The 15304-nt window shown below is 66.4% G+C and carries 13 protein-coding genes; 10 read left to right on the top strand and 3 right to left on the bottom strand.

What is annotated here, in order from left to right; genetic code table 11:
* The first annotated feature begins 98 nt into the window (after positions 1 to 98).
* The gene (locus tag HLG70_RS10655; RefSeq protein WP_171664370.1) at positions 99 to 260 is read left to right on the top strand and encodes a hypothetical protein; all 162 of its coding nucleotides are present in this window, start codon (positions 99 to 101) and stop codon (positions 258 to 260) included.
* A gap of 105 nt (positions 261 to 365) precedes the next feature.
* On the opposite strand, the gene HLG70_RS10650 is transcribed toward HLG70_RS10655, so the two are convergent.
* On the bottom strand, positions 366 to 809 hold the full coding sequence (locus HLG70_RS10650; RefSeq protein ID WP_171664369.1) for a general secretion pathway protein GspC: 444 nt from the start codon (positions 807 to 809) through the stop codon (positions 366 to 368).
* Between the two features lie 218 nt (positions 810 to 1027).
* Between HLG70_RS10650 and HLG70_RS10645 the strand changes: the two genes are divergently transcribed.
* Genes HLG70_RS10645 through HLG70_RS10635 form a run of 3 tightly spaced genes read left to right on the top strand, consistent with a single transcriptional unit; the run spans position 1028 to position 5449 of the window.
* A complete protein-coding gene (locus HLG70_RS10645; RefSeq protein ID WP_234103049.1) occupies positions 1028 to 3034 on the top strand; it encodes an alkaline phosphatase family protein in 2007 nt (668 codons plus the stop codon).
* 21 nt (positions 3035 to 3055) lie between these two features.
* Positions 3056 to 3244 (top strand): hypothetical protein, encoded by a 189-nt coding sequence (locus tag HLG70_RS10640; protein WP_171664368.1) that lies wholly within the window; start codon positions 3056 to 3058, stop codon positions 3242 to 3244.
* A 33-nt stretch (positions 3245 to 3277) separates the two neighbouring features.
* Positions 3278 to 5449: a phosphocholine-specific phospholipase C gene (locus HLG70_RS10635; RefSeq protein WP_171664367.1), complete on the top strand. Its 2172-nt coding sequence runs from the start codon at positions 3278 to 3280 to the stop codon at positions 5447 to 5449.
* Between the two features lie 4 nt (positions 5450 to 5453).
* On the opposite strand, the gene HLG70_RS10630 is transcribed toward HLG70_RS10635, so the two are convergent.
* Entirely contained in the window at positions 5454 to 6356 is a 903-nt protein-coding gene (locus tag HLG70_RS10630) for a LysR family transcriptional regulator (protein ID WP_171664366.1), read from the bottom strand.
* A 92-nt stretch (positions 6357 to 6448) separates the two neighbouring features.
* On the opposite strand from HLG70_RS10630, the gene ggt reads away from it, so the two are divergent.
* From ggt to HLG70_RS10605, 5 genes are all read left to right on the top strand, one after another.
* Positions 6449 to 8077 carry a gamma-glutamyltransferase gene (ggt, locus tag HLG70_RS10625; RefSeq protein ID WP_171664365.1) on the top strand — a complete coding sequence of 543 codons (1629 nt, stop codon included), beginning with the start codon at positions 6449 to 6451 and terminating at the stop codon, positions 8075 to 8077.
* 37 nt (positions 8078 to 8114) lie between these two features.
* On the top strand, positions 8115 to 9626 hold the full coding sequence (locus HLG70_RS10620) for an ABC transporter substrate-binding protein (RefSeq protein ID WP_171664364.1): 1512 nt from the start codon (positions 8115 to 8117) through the stop codon (positions 9624 to 9626).
* 129 nt (positions 9627 to 9755) lie between these two features.
* A complete protein-coding gene (locus HLG70_RS10615; RefSeq protein ID WP_171664363.1) occupies positions 9756 to 10700 on the top strand; it encodes an ABC transporter permease in 945 nt (314 codons plus the stop codon).
* Positions 10697 to 11578, top strand: a complete 882-nt coding sequence (gene nikC / locus HLG70_RS10610) for a nickel transporter permease (protein WP_171664362.1) — start codon at positions 10697 to 10699, stop codon at positions 11576 to 11578. The genes HLG70_RS10615 and nikC overlap by 4 nt, the downstream gene beginning before the upstream one ends.
* A gap of 14 nt (positions 11579 to 11592) precedes the next feature.
* Positions 11593 to 13461 carry a dipeptide ABC transporter ATP-binding protein gene (locus tag HLG70_RS10605; protein ID WP_171664666.1) on the top strand — a complete coding sequence of 623 codons (1869 nt, stop codon included), beginning with the start codon at positions 11593 to 11595 and terminating at the stop codon, positions 13459 to 13461.
* Positions 13462 to 13918: 457 nt separating this feature from the next.
* Here HLG70_RS10605 and HLG70_RS10600 read toward each other — a convergent pair whose 3' ends face one another.
* Positions 13919 to 14569 (bottom strand): LysE family translocator, encoded by a 651-nt coding sequence (locus HLG70_RS10600; RefSeq protein ID WP_171661675.1) that lies wholly within the window; start codon positions 14567 to 14569, stop codon positions 13919 to 13921.
* 145 nt (positions 14570 to 14714) lie between these two features.
* On the opposite strand from HLG70_RS10600, the gene HLG70_RS10595 reads away from it, so the two are divergent.
* Positions 14715 to 15251 (top strand): YaeQ family protein, encoded by a 537-nt coding sequence (locus tag HLG70_RS10595; RefSeq protein ID WP_171661674.1) that lies wholly within the window; start codon positions 14715 to 14717, stop codon positions 15249 to 15251.
* Positions 15252 to 15304 lie beyond the last annotated feature (53 nt).

Here is a 15304-nt window from a genome sequence, read left to right as displayed (position 1 = left end):
GGGGCAAACGCGGGCGGGGCCTGCCGGCGGACCGCGCAAGCGTGCGCGCGGGCCGAAAGCGCCCGCCTGCTACCATGTCCTCTCTACAAGGAGCGGTAATGGCTACAAAAGAGAAGTCTTCGACAGGTTTGGCCGCATTAGTGGAGAAGGCGCTCCAACAAAAGAAGCTGGCTGCCGCCAACAAGAAGCCGGTGGGTTCCACGCTGGGAAACGCGGCGGGCCGCAAGCAGATGGGCCGTCCCGCGGGGCGCAAGCGCTGATCCTCCGGGCTTGAATCAAACGGGCGCTTGCCGGCATCTCGGCCGCGGGCGCCTGTCGGGGCGAAGGACGCGGCGCATCACACTAGAGGCTTCCCACGCGCCGCCTCACTTCACCTGTGCAATTCCCGGCGGCGCCGCCTCTGCCGCCGGCGTGGCCAGGCGGCTCATGCGCCCGGCCTGTTCCACCGTGACGGCATCGGCGGCGATGTCCCGCAACACGATGCCCGGCGCCACTTCACCGCCAGCGCGCCAGGCCAGCGGCGGCCCGCCGTCCACGCTCAGCACCGCGGCGCCATCCGGGCCGGCCGCGATCACGCCCAGCACGCTGATCTGCGTGCGCATGACTTCATCCTTCCCAAACCACAAGGCCACCGGCGTGTTGTCGGCCGCGCGCGGCGCGGCCGCCGAGACCGCGGGGGGCAGGGGGCCGGGGCGGGGCGCAAGCAGGATGGATGCCCACACACCGAGGCCCGTGGCAAGCGCCAGCACGGCAATGACGCGCAGCGCGGCGGGCGCCGAGGGCAGGGTGGGACGCAAGGACAAGGGCATGGGCGCAAACAGTAATGGGACAAGGCGACGCGCCCGACTATAGCGGCGTTTCATGACAGCCCTGCAATCTTGAACGCTCCAACGCACGCGGCATCCTTCGCAAAAGAATCCTGATCCGTCGATCAGGGTTTCTCTTCTTTGCTTCACGGGTCTTTCACCTTGGCACGCCACCATGTCGGCCAGCGTAAGAACCTGTTCATGAAACGAGAAGAGAAGCGATGCAGACATTGAATTGGAGAAGATGGTGCGCCATGTTGCTGGCGACCAGCGCATTGGCCGGCTGTGGAGGCAGCGATGACGACGACGAGGACACCACCGTCCCGCCGACTCAGCCGCCGGTGACCGAGCCCGGCCAGGCCAGCGTGGACAAGGTGCTGTTCATCGGCGTCGATGGCCTGACCTACGACGCCCTGCGCCGCGGCGTGACCGACAAGACGCTGGCCAATATCGGCCAGCTCACCGCCACCCGCGCCTGGACCGGTGGCGTGACGGGCCAGACCTCGCAGCAGCCCACGCTGATCGCGCCGGGCTGGGCCACCCTGCTGACCGGCCAATGGGCCGATGTGCACGGCGTGCGCTCCAACGCGCAAGGCCAGGCCATGAAGGCGCCCAGCGTGTTCCAGCGCATCAAGACCGCCCGGCCCGAGGCCCGCAGCGCCGGTGCGTTCAATTCGAGCGTGCTGGCCGGCCTTGTGGGCAGCGACCGCGACGCGGGCTATCTGCAATCGCTGACCGACTGCGCCGGCGTGGACGATTGCGTCGCGGCTCAGGCCCGCGACCGCATCGCGGAAGGCTACGACATGGTGGTGGCGCAACTTGGCGCGCCCGAACGCGCCGCGGCCGAAAGCGGCTACGGCACGAGCTACGAGGCCGTCATCCGCCAGACGGACGCGGCCATCGGCGTGCTCGCCAAACAGCTTGCCGACCGCCGCGCGGACCACCCCGGCGAGAACTGGCTGATGGTGGTGGCGTCCAGCCATGGCCTGAGCAAGACCGGCACCAGCGACGGCCTGCCGTTTTCGACCAACAAGACCATCCTGCTTGCCGCCAACCAGCCGGTCCTCCTGGGCGGCAGCGCCGACGACGCCTCGTTTGACGGCCTGTGGGACAACAACTGGTACGCGCTGCCCAGCGCCGCCGATCTGACGCCGACCCTGCTCGCGCACCTGGACGCGCTGCCGGCCCCGGCCGCCTACGACATGGCCGGCACGTCGCTGACCGGAACCCTGGCGCTGCGCCGCGTGGCCCCGCGCACCTCCATGGACAACAAGAGCGTGACCCTGAGCTGGGTGCGCGTGGGCGAGCCCGACGGCGAAATCGTGGTCAGCCGCGATGGCGTGGAAGTGGCGCGCCTGCCGGGCACCGCCACGGAGTACGTGGACACGGGCTTCACGTTCGACACCGAAGGCGTGCATACGCTGAACTACAGCGTGTCCGCGGGCCGCGCGGTCAGCGCCACGCGCGCCACCGTGGTCTACACCAAGCCCGTGCCGCTGCTGGCCTCGCTGCGCACCGGCCTGACGATGTTCTTTCCGTTTGAAGGCAACGTGAACGACGTGGCGGCCGGCGGCGGCGCGATCACGCCCTACGACGGCACGCAGGCGCCGGCCTACGCGGATCCGGGCGTGTACGGCAAGAGCTTCAGGAACGAGCGCGGCTCGGCTGCCCTGGGCGCGTTCAAGCTGGACTACCCCGCCGGCCTGCTGGACAGCGTGCAGGCGTTCACCATCGGGTTCTGGTACCAGTCCGACGGCACCGCCAACGACCGGTCCATCCTGGGCAACAAGGACTACAACTCGGGCGCCAATCCCGGCATCACCATCGCCCAGTGGGCCGGCCCCGAGCTGCGCTTCAACCTGGCGGGCGGGTCGCGGGTGGACATCGAGGGCGTGAAGTTCACCGCCAACAAGCCGGTCTACATCGCCATGGTCATCGATAAGCCGGCCAAGAGCATGGTGGCCTACCGGTACGACAGCGAGCTGGGTTTCACGCGCTTCTTCAAGGGCACCGCCACGGTCAACCTGACGCAGATCGCCGGCGTATTCGGCCCGCACATCGGCCTGAACGAAGACGGCAAGGGCACCTACGGCATCTGCTGCGCCGGCACCAGGGGCCCGTACACGATGATTTTCGACGACCTGGCCTTCTGGTCGCGGGCCCTGACCGAGGACGAAGTGAAGTCCCTGGCGATGTCCGGCAAGTCCGTCTCCGAACTATTTCCCTGATGTCCCTAGGATAGAAAAACCATGAGTAAGTCCATGATCTTGCGCGGTTTCCTGCGCGCTGGCGCGGTGCTGATGCTGACCGCCACGCTGGCCGCCTGCGGTGGCGACGACAGCGACAGCAGCAGCCCGCCCGACAACGGCGGTCAGCCCGAAACGCCGACTCCCGTGCCGCCCACGCCGGCCAAGCCCGAACTGCGTTGCGCGCCTTGAGCCGCTCCCTGTAGATCCATAGGAAAAAAATCCGTGAAGTCCGAAAAAGATCCGATCCACGCCGGCAAGCGCCGCTTCCTGCGCAACGCGGCAGCCTCCACCGCGGGCCTGACCGCGCTGTCGATGTTCCCGCCGGCCATCCGCCGCGCGCTGGCCATTCCGGCCAACAATCGCACCGGCACGATCAACGACGTCGAGCACGTGGTCATCCTGATGCAGGAGAACCGCTCGTTCGACATGTACTTCGGCACGTTCAAGGGCGTGCGCGGCTTTGGCGACCGCATCACCATTCCGCTGCCGCAGAACCGCTCGGTATGGGAACAGACCAACGGCACGCGCGTGGTGATGCCGTATCACCTGGACAGCACGCAGGGCAACGCCCAGCGCGTGGCCGGCACGCCGCATGACTATTTGGATGCACAGATGGCCTGGGACGACGGCCGCATGTACCAATGGCCGCGCTACAAGCAGAATCAGTCCATGGGCTATTACCGCCAGAAAGAGGTGGAGTTCCAGTTCTTGCTGGCCGACGCCTTCACGCTGTGCGACGCCTATCACTGCTCCACCCACGGCGGCACCAACACCAACCGCCTGTTCCACTGGACCGGTACCAACGATCCGCTGGCGCAGGGCAACGGCCCGTCCACCCGCAACCAGTGGGACAGCCTGGGCGACTCGTCCATCGGCTGGACCTGGAAGACCTATCCGGAGCGCCTGCAGGAAAATGGCGTGACCTGGAAGGTCTACCAGAACCTGCCCGAGAATTTCGGCGACAACCCGCTGGCGGGCTTCCGGCAATACCGCCGCGCCAACGACCTGGCCGGCAACGGCACCAATGGCGCGCCGTACCCGGCCTGGACGCCCAGCATGGATGGCGCCAACCCGCTCTACAAGGGCACGGCCAACACCATGCCGGACGGCGGCTTCCTGCAGTCCCTGCGCGACGACGCGATGAACGGCACGCTGCCGCAGGTGTCGTGGATCGTGGCGCCCGCGACCTATTCGGAGCATCCCGGCCCGTCCAGCCCCATCCAGGGCGCCTGGTACATCCAGGAAACGCTGGATGCGCTGACGGCCAATCCGGAGGTCTGGAGCAAGACTGTCCTGCTGATCAACTTCGATGAGAACGACGGCTACTTCGACCATGTGCCCACGCCCGCGGCGCCGTCGCTGAACCCCGACGGCTCGATGGCGGGCGCGTCCACGGTCAACACCGACCTGGAACGCCACACGCACGCCTCCGCCCAGGACATCGCCGACAACCGCGTCTACGGCCCGGGCCCGCGCGTGCCGATGTACGTGGTGTCGCCGTGGAGCCGGGGCGGCTGGGTCAACTCCCAGGCCTTTGACCACACGTCCGTGCTGCGCTTCCTGGAAGCCCGCTTTGGCGTCAAGGAAGAGAACATCAGCCCGTGGCGCCGCGCCGTGCTGGGCGACCTGACTTCGGCCTTCAACTTCGCCACGCCCAACGGCGAAAAGCTGCCCGACCTGAACAAGCTGACCCGATCGGGTTCGGATTCGGAACGCGCCGCCCAGGAAGCGCTGACCGCCGTGCCGCTGCCGGATCCCTCTACCCAGGCCAAGCCGGTGCAGGAAAAGGGCGTGCGCTATTCGCGCGCCCTGCCTTACGAGCTGCACACCAGCGGCCGCAGCCAGCCCAGCACGGGCAATATGTGGCTGGTGTTTTCCAACACGGGCAAACAGGCGGCGGTGTTCCATGTCTATGACCGCCTGCACCTGGACCGCCTGCCGCGCCGCTACACGGTGGAAGCCGGCAAGCAGCTGGAAGGCAGCTGGGATACGGCGGCCGACGGCGGCAAGTACGACCTGTGGGTGCTGGGCCCCAACGGCTATCACCGCCACTTCGCGGGCGACCTGGCGCTGGACAGGACCTCGCAGCAGGACGCCGAGGTCCGCGTCTGCTACGACATCGCCAATGGCGATATCTATGTCAGCTTTATCAACAGCGGCAAGGCGCCTTGCACCTTTGAAGTTACGCCCAACGCCTACTACGCCAATCACGAGCGCTGGTCCTTCACGGTGCCGGCAGGCGGGCAGGTCGAGCAGCACTGGGCCCTGGCGGGCAGCCATGCCTGGTACGACTTTACGGTGCGCCTGGCCGAGAACCCGTCCTGGCTGCGCCGCTACGCCGGGCGTGTCGAGACCGGACAGCCGTCCGTGACCGATCCGGCGATGGGCGAATAAGGATCTAGGCGGCGGCTTGCGGTTCGCGTGCGCGGAATGCCGTGGCGCACGCTACGCAGATCGCCGCCGTGATGCTTTGCCGCGCATGCTCGCGCCGCTCCAGCATGCCGATGGAGCGGGACAGCGGGCCCAGGTCTTGCGGCAGGTAGAGGATCCGCAATTCCGGGCTGTGCTGCCAGTTCGAGCCGTTGATCAGGGGCAGCAGGGTCACGCCGACCTCCTGGCGGACCAGTTCCACCAGCGTCTCGATGGCGTTGAGTTCCAGGAATTCATTGAGCGGCACCCCCAGCCGCCGCAGCAGCCGGTCGATCTGCAGGCCGGTGCGCTGGGTGCGGTCAAAGCGCAGGAAGGGATTGCCCGCCAGCACCTGGCGGGCGTCCTCGCCAACCGCCGAGCGCGGCGCGATCACGACCAGCTGCTCTTCATATAGCGGGGTCCAGCGCGTGCTGGCCATCTTGCGGCCGGCTTCCACCAGGAACGCCGCATCCAGTTCCCCGTCTTCCACCTTGCCCGCCAGTTCGCTGGCCTTGCCCGACAGGATGCGCACGTCCAGCTTGGGATGCGCCTTTTTCAGTCCCGAGATCACCTTGGACAGGGTGCCCATGCAGGACACGATGCTGCCGACCGAGACGGATCCCGCCAGCTCGCCCGGCACGGTGCTGGGTAACCTCATCTTGTCGTATAAATCGAGCAAGTGTTTGATTTCAGGTAGTAATTCCCGTCCGGCTGCGTTAAGAATGGCAAGCCGGCCGCTGCGGTCGAACAACTCGCGTCCCAGTTCGGCCTCCAGCGAGCGCATCTGGAAGCTGACGGCGGCCTGCGTGAGGGCCACCTGTTCGGCCGCTTCCGAAAAAGAACCATGGTGGGCGACGGCCAGAAACGTGCGCAGAAAACGGATCGTACTCATAAAATTTTCTTTTATGACGGAACAAAAAATCAAATTGATTTAATTAGAGCACGAGAGTAACTTCGCCCGCTTAACCTTATGAGGCAAGCCACATGAAATCCTTCGACTGGGGCAACCCGTACCCTTCCGTCCGCATCCCGCTGTTTGCCCGCAACGTGGTCTCCACGTCGCATCCGCTGGCGGCTCAGGCGGGGCTGCGCATGCTGCTCAAGGGCGGCAACGCCGTGGACGCCGCCATCGCGGCAGCAGCCACGATCGTCCTGGTCGAACCGGTCTCCTGCGGCCTGGGCGGCGACTGCTTCGCCATCGTCTGGGACGGCAAGGAATTGCACGGACTGAACTCGTCGGGCGTGGCGCCCGCCGCGTGGAACACCGAATACTTCAAGCGCAAGTACGGCACCGGCCCCGACGGCCTGGCCATCCAGCCCAAGCGCGGCTGGGACGCCGTGACCGTGCCGGGCGTGGTGGCCGGCTGGGCCGCGCTGCACGAAAAGCTGGGCAAGCTGCCGTTCGAGCAACTGTTTGAGCCCGCCATCGAAATCGCCGAGCGCGGCTACGCCGTGCCGCCGGTGGTGGCGCACAAGTGGGCCGCCGCCGCCGAAGAACTGAAGTCGCAGCCCGGCTATGCCCAGGCCTTCCTGCCCGAGGGCCGCGCGCCCAAGGTCGGCGAGCACTTCCGCTTCCCGGACGCGGCCAACACGCTGCGCCGCATCGCCGAATCCAAGGGCCGCGACTTCTATGAAGGCGAACTGGCCGAGCGCATCGCCGCCTTCAGCAAGGAATGCGGCGGCGCGATGACGCTGGAAGACCTGCGCGGCTATCGCCCGGAATGGGTCAAGCCCATCTCCAAGTCCTACCGCGGCTACGAGCTGCACGAGATCCCGCCGAACGGCCAGGGCATCGCCGCGCTGATCGCGCTGGGCATCGTCGAGCGCTTCGATATGTCTGATATTCCGGTGGATTCGGTGCAGTCCCAGCACATCCAGATCGAAGCGATGAAGCTGGCGTTCGCCGACCTGTACAAGTACGTGGCGGACCCGCGCTCCATGCAGATCACCCCCGAGCAGATGCTGTCGGACGCCTACCTGGACAGCCGCGCCAAGCTGATCCGCCTGGACCAGGCCACGCATTTCGAAGCCGGCCGTCCGCACGCCGGCGGCACCATCTACCTGACGGCCGCCGATGAAAACGGCATGATGATCTCGTTCATCCAGTCCAACTACATGGGCTTCGGATCGGGCGTGGTCGTGCCCGGCACGGGCATCAGCATGCAGAACCGCGGCGTGGGTTTCTCGATGGATCCCAAGTCGGCCAACGTGGTCGAAGGCGGCAAGCGCCCGTTCCACACCATCATTCCGGGCTTCCTGACCCGCGGCGGCAAGCCGGTCATGAGCTTTGGCGTGATGGGCGGCGACATGCAGCCGCAAGGCCACATGCAGACCGTGGTCCGCATGATCGACTACCACCAGAACCCGCAGGCCGCGTGCTGCGCGCCGCGCTGGAAGGTCAACCGCGACTTCACGCTGGATATCGAGACCAATATGAAGGCTTCTACCATTGCGGGCCTGAAGGACCTCGGGCATGCTTTGAAGTCCGTTGACGATCCCTACATGGACTTTGGCGCCGGCCAATTCATCTGGCGCATGTCCGAGAACGACAACGAACTGGGCTATGTCGCCGCCAGCGACAGCCGGCGCGACGGCCAGGCGGTGGGCTTCTGATCATCCGGCAATGCAGTAAACAAGGGGAATAAACACAATGAAACGCTTGACCTTGACCTTCGGCGCCAGCCTCCTGGCGCTGGCCGCGGGCGCCGCGAGCGCCCAGAACATCCGGATCGGCCTGCAGGAAGATCCGGACGTGCTGGATCCGCACCGCGCCCGCACCTATGTCGGCCGCATCGTGTTCACGTCGCTGTGCGACAAGCTGGTGGACATCGATCCCAAGCTGCACTTCGTGCCGCAGCTGGCCACCTCATGGTCATTCAGCGACGACAACAAGGTGCTGACCTTCAAGCTGCGCCAGGACGCGCTGTTCCATGACGGCAGCAAGTTCGACGCGGCCGCGGCCAAGGCCAACCTGGAACGCGCCATGAGCCTGCCCGACAGCCTGCGCAAGGGCGAATTGCGCTCGGTGGCCAAGGTTGACGCGCCGGACGCCGGCACGCTGGTGCTGACCCTGAAGGAACCGGACGCGACCTTGCTTGCCCAGCTGTCCGACCGCGCCGGCATGATGCTGTCGCCCAAGACCTTCTCGGACGACGTGGCCGCCGTGGGCCGCAAGCCCGTCTGCTCGGGGCCGTACAAGTTCGTCGAACGCATCCAGAACGACCGCATCGTGCTCGACAAGTTCGACCAGTACTACGACGCGAAGGACTACGCCTTCAAGCGCCTGACCTTCCTGCCCATCCCCGACACCACCGTGCGCCTGTCCAACCTGCGCGCCGGCGACCTGGACATGCTGGAGCGCCTGAATCCCTCGGACGCCCCGCAGGTCAAGAACGACGCCAGCCTGACGTTCGCGCCGGTCGCGGGCCTGGGCTTCCAGCAGTTCATGTTCAACGTGGACAACGGCAAGCGCGCCGAAGACAACCCGTTCAAGAACAAGCTGGTGCGCCAGGCGTTCCAGCTTGCGCTGGACCGCAACGCCATCAACGAAGTGGCCGGCGGCGGCATTTTCGAACCGGCCCAGCAGCCGTTCCCGCCCGCCAGCCCCTACCACAGCGACAAGTTCCCGGTGACCAAGCGCGACCCGGCCAAGGCGAAGGCCCTGCTCAAGCAAGCCGGCTTTGACCGCGTGAAGGCCGAGCTGGTGTTCGGCAACAACACCACCACCTCGTCCATCGCGGAAATCGTCCAGGCCATGGGAGCGGACGCGGGCTTTGACCTGTCCCTGCGCCCCACGGAATACGCGGCGCTGCAAAAGGAAGCCTCGGGCGGCAACTTCCAGATCGTGATGCTGGGCTGGTCCGGCCGGGTCGATCCCGACGGCAACGTCCATGCCTTCGTGACCTGCAAGGGCGCGCTGAACGACGGCCACTACTGCAACCCGGAACTGGACAAGCTCCTGAACCAGGCCCGCACCGTGCCCGACGAGACCAAGCGCCGCGCCATCTACGATCAGGCCCAGGCCATCATCCAGGAAGAATTGCCCGGCGTGTACAACTACTATCAGCCGTGGCCGTTCGTGATGGGCAAGAAGGTCAAGGGCTTCACGCCTTACCCGGACGGCATGATCCGCCTGAAGGGCGTGACGTTCGCACAGAAGTGATAATGGCGCGGCGGTTTTCCGCCGCGCTGGCCGGACGCGCCTTGCGCGTCCGGTCGTTCTTTGCGACGGGCGCGTGTCGCGCCAAGTCCGGCCGGCACTGTCCGTCGTTCCTGTCTTACGGTTTCCCACATGCTTAAACTCATCTTGCGCCGCGTGATCGTCGCGATACCGACACTGATACTGGTGTCGATGATCGTCTTCATGCTGCAGAAAATCCTGCCCGGCGATCCGGTCCTGACCCTGGCCGGCGAAGAGCGCGACCCGGCCGTCCTGGATTACCTGCGCGACAAATACCGCCTGAACGACCCGCTGCCCATGCAATACGCGGCCTGGGCCGGACAAGTCCTGCAAGGCGACCTGGGCAAGTCCCTGCGCACCGACGTGCCCGTCACGACGCTGATCGCGCAGAAGCTTCCCGTGACCTTGCAGCTGGCCGCCATGGCCATGTTCTTTGCGCTGCTGGTGGGCATACCGATGGGGATCATCGCCGCCGTACGCAAGGGCAAGCCCGTTGAAATGGGCGCCAACATCGCCGCGCTGTCCGGCATGTCCATCCCCAACTTCTGGCTGGGGATCATCCTGATCATGGTCGTGTCGGTGCAGTGGAAGCTGCTGCCGGCCTCGGGCTATGTGTCGCCATCCGAGGACTTCTGGCTGTCGATCAAGACCATGCTGATGCCTTCGCTGGTGCTGTCCACCGCGATCGCGGCCTACCTGATGCGGCACACGCGCTCGTCCATGCTGGAGGCGCTGTCGGCGGACTATGTGCGCACGGCCCGCGCCAAGGGCGTTTCGCCGCGCCGCGTGGTGCTGCGCCATGCCTTGCGCAATGCGCTGATGCCCATCGTCACGCTGGTGACCCTGCTGTTCGGCGAACTGCTGGCGGGCGCCGTGCTGACCGAGCAGGTCTTCACGATTCCGGGCTTCGGCAAGCTGGTGGTCGACGCCGTCTTCACGCGCGACTACGCGGTGGTGCAGGGCGTGGTGCTCTGCGTGGCGGTGGGCTTCATCCTGATGAACCTGCTGGCCGACATCCTGTACATCCTGGTCAATCCCCGCCTGAGGCACTCATGAGCGCAATTCCTGCAACGGCCGCAGCCGTCATCACGCCGCCCCGCAGCCGCAATCGCGCCTGGGGCAAATTCAAGCGCAACCACATTGCGATGCTCGGCCTGGGCATCGTGCTGTTCTTTGTTCTGCTGGCCGTCCTGGCCCCGCTGATCGCCAACCATGATCCCCTGCAGACCAGCTTCACCACCATCCGCAAGGCGCCGTCGGCGTCCTACTGGCTGGGCACGGACGAACTGGGCCGCGACATCTTCAGCCGCATGGTCTACGGCGCCCGCGCGTCGCTGATGGCCGGCCTGGTGTCGGTGCTGATCGCGCTGGTCGTGGGCGTGCCGTTCGGCCTGGCCGCCGGCTATTTCGGCGGCTGGACCGACAGCATCATCTCGCGCGCCACCGAGGCGCTGCTGGCGATTCCGTTCCTGATCCTGGCCATCGCGCTGGCCGCGTTCCTGGGGCCCAGCCTGACCAATGCGATGATCGCCATCGGCGTGTCCGCCGCGCCCAAGTTCGTGCGCCTGACGCGCGGGCAGGTGCTGGCGGTCAAGAACGAAGACTATGTCCAGAGCGCCCGCGCGCTGGGCGCGTCCGACCTGCGCATCATCGGCCGGCACGTGTTTCCCAACGTGATGCCCCCGCTGATCGTGCAGGCCACGATCACCATCGCCACGGCCATCATCGCCGAGGCCAGCCTGTCCTTCCTGGGACTGGGGCTGCAGCCGCCCACGCCGTCGTGGGGCTCGATGCTGAACACGGCCAAGAACTTCATGACCCAGGCGCCCTGGATGTCGATCTTCCCCGGGTCGGCCATCTTCCTGGTGGTGCTGGGCTTCAATCTGCTGGGCGACGGGCTGCGCGATGCGCTCGATCCGCGTCAGGAAAAGTAATCACTATGGCAACAATGGACCCCAAACGCGTCGTGCAGGTCAATGACCTGACCGTGCGCTTCAAGACGCCCGAGCGCACGGTGGAAGCGGTGCGCAACGTCTCCTTCCACGTTGACCGCGGCGAAACCCTGGCCATCGTGGGCGAGTCCGGTTCGGGCAAGTCCGTGACCTCGCTGGCGCTGATGCGCCTGGTCGAGTATGGCGGCGGCAGGATCGTCAATGGCGGCATGCTGCTGCGCCGGCGCAGCGGCGATGTGCTGGACCTGGCCAACGCGCAGGACACCACGCTGCAACGCGTGCGCGGCGCCGACGTGGCCATGATCTTCCAGGAGCCGATGACGTCCTTGAACCCCAGCTTCACGGCCGGCAACCAGATTGCCGAGGCCCTGCAGCTGCACCAGGGGCTGGACGCCGCCGGCGCGCGCGCGGAAACGCTGCGCATGCTGGAGCGGGTGCGCATCCCCGAGGCGCGCGCCATCCTGGACCGCTATCCGCACCAGTTGTCGGGCGGCATGCGCCAGCGCGTGATGATCGCGATGGCTCTGTCCTGCAAGCCGCAGCTGCTGATCGCGGACGAGCCGACCACGGCGCTGGACGTCACCATCCAGGCCCAGATCCTGCAGCTGATCCGCCAGCTCCAGGAAGAAATGGACATGGGCGTGATCTTCATCACGCACGACATGGGCGTGGTGGCCGAGGTGGCCGACCGCGTGCTGGTGATGTACCGCGGCGACAAGGTGGAAGAGGGCGGTTCGGACGAGATCTTCGCGCGTCCGCAGCACGCCTATACCCGCGCCTTGCTCTCGGCCGTGCCGCGCCTGGGCGCGATGCACGGCACGGACGAGCCGGCGCCGTTCCCGCTGCTGAAGCTGGATGAAGCGGCCCGCGTGGCGGACCCCGCGAAGCTGGTGGATACGCCGGTGGCGGCTGCGTCCACCGTGCGCCGCGAGAACGGTCCGGTGCTGAAGGTGCGCGACCTGACCACCAGTTTCGACATCACCGGCGGGATTCTGGGCCGGGTGCAGAAGCGCGTTCATGCGGTCGAGAAGGTCAGTTTTGACCTGTATCCCGGCGAAACCCTGTCGCTGGTGGGCGAGTCTGGCTGCGGCAAGACGACGACGGGCCGTTCGCTGCTGCAGCTGGTCAAGAGCAAGAGCGGCTCGATCGAGTTCGATGGCAAGAACATCGGCGCGCTGCGTGGCAGCGCGATGCAGACGCTGCGCCAGCACATCCAGTTCATATTCCAGGATCCGTTTGCGTCGCTGGATCCCCGGATGACGGTGGGGTATTCCATCATGGAGCCGCTGCTGATCCACAACGTGGCGCGCGGCAAGGCGGCGCAGGACCGCGTGCGCTGGCTGATGGACAAGTGCGGGCTGCTGCCCGAAATGATCGACCGCTATCCGCACGAGTTCTCGGGCGGGCAACGCCAGCGCATCTGCATCGCGCGCGCGCTGGCCCTGAATCCCAAGGTGGTGATCGCGGACGAATCCGTGTCGGCGCTGGACGTGTCGATCCAGGCGCAGATCGTGAACCTGCTGCTGGATCTGCAGCGCGAACTGGGCGTGTCGTTCCTGTTCATTTCGCACGATATGGCGGTGGTGGAGCGCGTGAGCCACCGGGTGGCGGTGATGTACCTGGGGCAGATCGTGGAGATCGGGCCGCGCCGGGCGATCTTCGAGAACCCGCAGCATCCGTATACCAAGAAGCTGATGGCGGCGGTGCCGATCGCGGATCCGCAGCGGCGGCACCGGGAGCGGTCGCTGCTGGTGGATGAGATTCCCAGTCCCATGCGCAAGCTGGGGGATGATCCGCTGGTGGAGCCTTTGGTTGCCGTGGGGGATGGGCATTTTGTGGCTCGGCATGCGATTGGGGTTTATTGATCGGGCTGGGTGAGGGGGGGTGTCTTCGCTGCTGCTGCTGCTGCTGCTGCTGCTGATTCGGGTTTTTTGGCCGCGTCTGGCGGCGGGGCGGGGGTGAGCGAGGGTCAACGATTGCGGTCCGGAGCCTTCGCTCCGGACTACCCCTTCGTCATCCTCGTTGCCGCCTGCGGCGGCTGCCTTCGGATTCCCTCGGGCGCATCGACTCCCCTCGCTCACCCCCGCCCCGCCGCCAGACGCTCCACCGTCCGCCGGTGTAGGGCTTTGGGGCGGGTGGGGTGCTTGGCGTTTTTGCAGCGGGTGGGGGAGTGGGGGAGGATCTTGCGGGGACGCCAAAGGCGGCCGCGCGGGCGGCCTTCTTTGGCATATGGGGGGCTTGCGTCGTGGGGATTGCGCTGCGCGCTTTGGCTCTTTTGTTTTTGGTTTTTTGTGTCGGGCGCCTTGGGCGCTTTTTTTTCGTCTAGCGTTTTTCCAGGGCCAGCCTCAAGCCGAATGCGATGAAGACGGCGCCGGTCACTTGGTCCAAGCCGCGGGTGACGGCGGGGCGGGACAGCCAGCGGGCCAGGGGGCGGGTGGCGGCGACGAGCAGGGCGAACCACAGCATGCCCACGATGGCGTGGACCGTGGCCAGCAGCAGGCTGAAGCGCAGCACGTCCGTGCCCGCGGGGATGAACTGAGGCAGGAAGGTGATGTAGAAGACGCCGACCTTGGGATTCAGGGCGTTGGTCAGGCAGCCGCGCAGGAACCAGCCGGTGCCGGTGGTGCCGGGCTGGTCGGCGGCGGCCAGGATGCCGGCCGCGCCGGCGGCGGTCTTGCGGCCGGGCAGGGTGCGCCACAGGAGTTTGACTCCCAGGTAGAACAGGTAGATGGCCGCGCAGATGCGCAGCGCGTCGTAGGCGAAGGTGGAGACGGCCAGCAGGGATCCCAGGCCCAGCGCGGCGATGGTGCCCCAGAGCAGGCAGCCGGCGCTGATGCCCAGGCCCGCCATGAGGGCGCGGCGTCCGCCTTCGACGGCGGCGGTGCGCAGCACCAGGGCGTTGTCCAGGCCGGGGGTGATGGTGAGGATGGCGGCGGCCAGGGTGAAGGCGAGCAGGGCGGCGGTGGCGGTCATGGTCGGGGGGCGAAGTTGGGTGGGATCCAGGCGCCCGGGAAGTGTAACGCGGCCCGGCGGCAGCGGGCGCCAGGCAGGGGGGCGGCGCGACAGGCGGTATCATGGCGGCCTTCACGCAATTCGCTATTTTCAACGGATTTTTGCCATGGCCCTGCGCGCCACTATCTACAAGGCCGAACTCAACGTCGCCGACACGGATCGCCACTACTACGGCAGCCATACGCTGACGGTGGCCCGCCATCCTTCCGAAACGGACGAGCGCATGATGGTCCGCCTGCTTGCGTTTGCCCTGCATGCGCAAGAGGAGCTGTCGTTCACCAAGGGCCTGAGCGACACGGACGAGCCGGACCTGTGGGTCAAGGACCTGACCGGCGCGGTCAAGCTCTGGATCGAAGTGGGCCAGCCTGAAGAGCGCCGCATCCTGCGCGCCTGCGGCCGCGCCGACGAGGTCATCGTGTATTGCTATGGCGGCTCCGCCAGCAAGATCTGGTGGGATGGGGTGCGCAACAAGCTGGAGCGCACGCGCAACCTGAAAGTGATCAACCTGCCGTCGGAGCAGTCGCGCGCGCTGGCCAAACTGGCCGAGCGTACGATGCAGCTGAACGCCAATATCTCGGACGGCATCGTGTATTTCTCGGCCGACAAGGGCGAGGTCAGCGTCGAGCCCGAGGTCTGGCGCTGAATTAAATTCGGGGCCGGGGCTTGCATTCCGGATAATCGCGGCATTAATATGAT

The organism is Achromobacter deleyi (assembly GCF_013116765.2).
Lineage (GTDB): Bacteria > Pseudomonadota > Gammaproteobacteria > Burkholderiales > Burkholderiaceae_B > Achromobacter > Achromobacter deleyi_A.
The sequence above is the reverse complement of the archived record's forward strand: the minus strand, read 5'-3'. Positions and strand labels throughout refer to the sequence as shown.

Excerpts from the sequence above, each read along its gene's own strand:
- HLG70_RS10655 (WP_171664370.1), top strand. The coding sequence starts at position 99 with ATGGCTACAAAAGAGAAGTCTTCGACAGGTTTGGCCGCATTAGTGGAG.
- HLG70_RS10650 (WP_171664369.1), bottom strand. The coding sequence starts at position 809 with ATGCCCTTGTCCTTGCGTCCCACCCTGCCCTCGGCGCCCGCCGCGCTG.
- HLG70_RS10645 (WP_234103049.1), top strand. The coding sequence starts at position 1,028 with ATGCAGACATTGAATTGGAGAAGATGGTGCGCCATGTTGCTGGCGACC.
- HLG70_RS10640 (WP_171664368.1), top strand. The coding sequence starts at position 3,056 with ATGAGTAAGTCCATGATCTTGCGCGGTTTCCTGCGCGCTGGCGCGGTG.
- HLG70_RS10630 (WP_171664366.1), bottom strand. The coding sequence starts at position 6,356 with ATGAGTACGATCCGTTTTCTGCGCACGTTTCTGGCCGTCGCCCACCAT.
- ggt (WP_171664365.1), top strand. The coding sequence starts at position 6,449 with ATGAAATCCTTCGACTGGGGCAACCCGTACCCTTCCGTCCGCATCCCG.
- HLG70_RS10620 (WP_171664364.1), top strand. The coding sequence starts at position 8,115 with ATGAAACGCTTGACCTTGACCTTCGGCGCCAGCCTCCTGGCGCTGGCC.
- HLG70_RS10615 (WP_171664363.1), top strand. The coding sequence starts at position 9,756 with ATGCTTAAACTCATCTTGCGCCGCGTGATCGTCGCGATACCGACACTG.
- nikC (WP_171664362.1), top strand. The coding sequence starts at position 10,697 with ATGAGCGCAATTCCTGCAACGGCCGCAGCCGTCATCACGCCGCCCCGC.
- HLG70_RS10605 (WP_171664666.1), top strand. The coding sequence starts at position 11,593 with ATGGACCCCAAACGCGTCGTGCAGGTCAATGACCTGACCGTGCGCTTC.
- HLG70_RS10600 (WP_171661675.1), bottom strand. The coding sequence starts at position 14,569 with ATGACCGCCACCGCCGCCCTGCTCGCCTTCACCCTGGCCGCCGCCATC.
- HLG70_RS10595 (WP_171661674.1), top strand. The coding sequence starts at position 14,715 with ATGGCCCTGCGCGCCACTATCTACAAGGCCGAACTCAACGTCGCCGAC.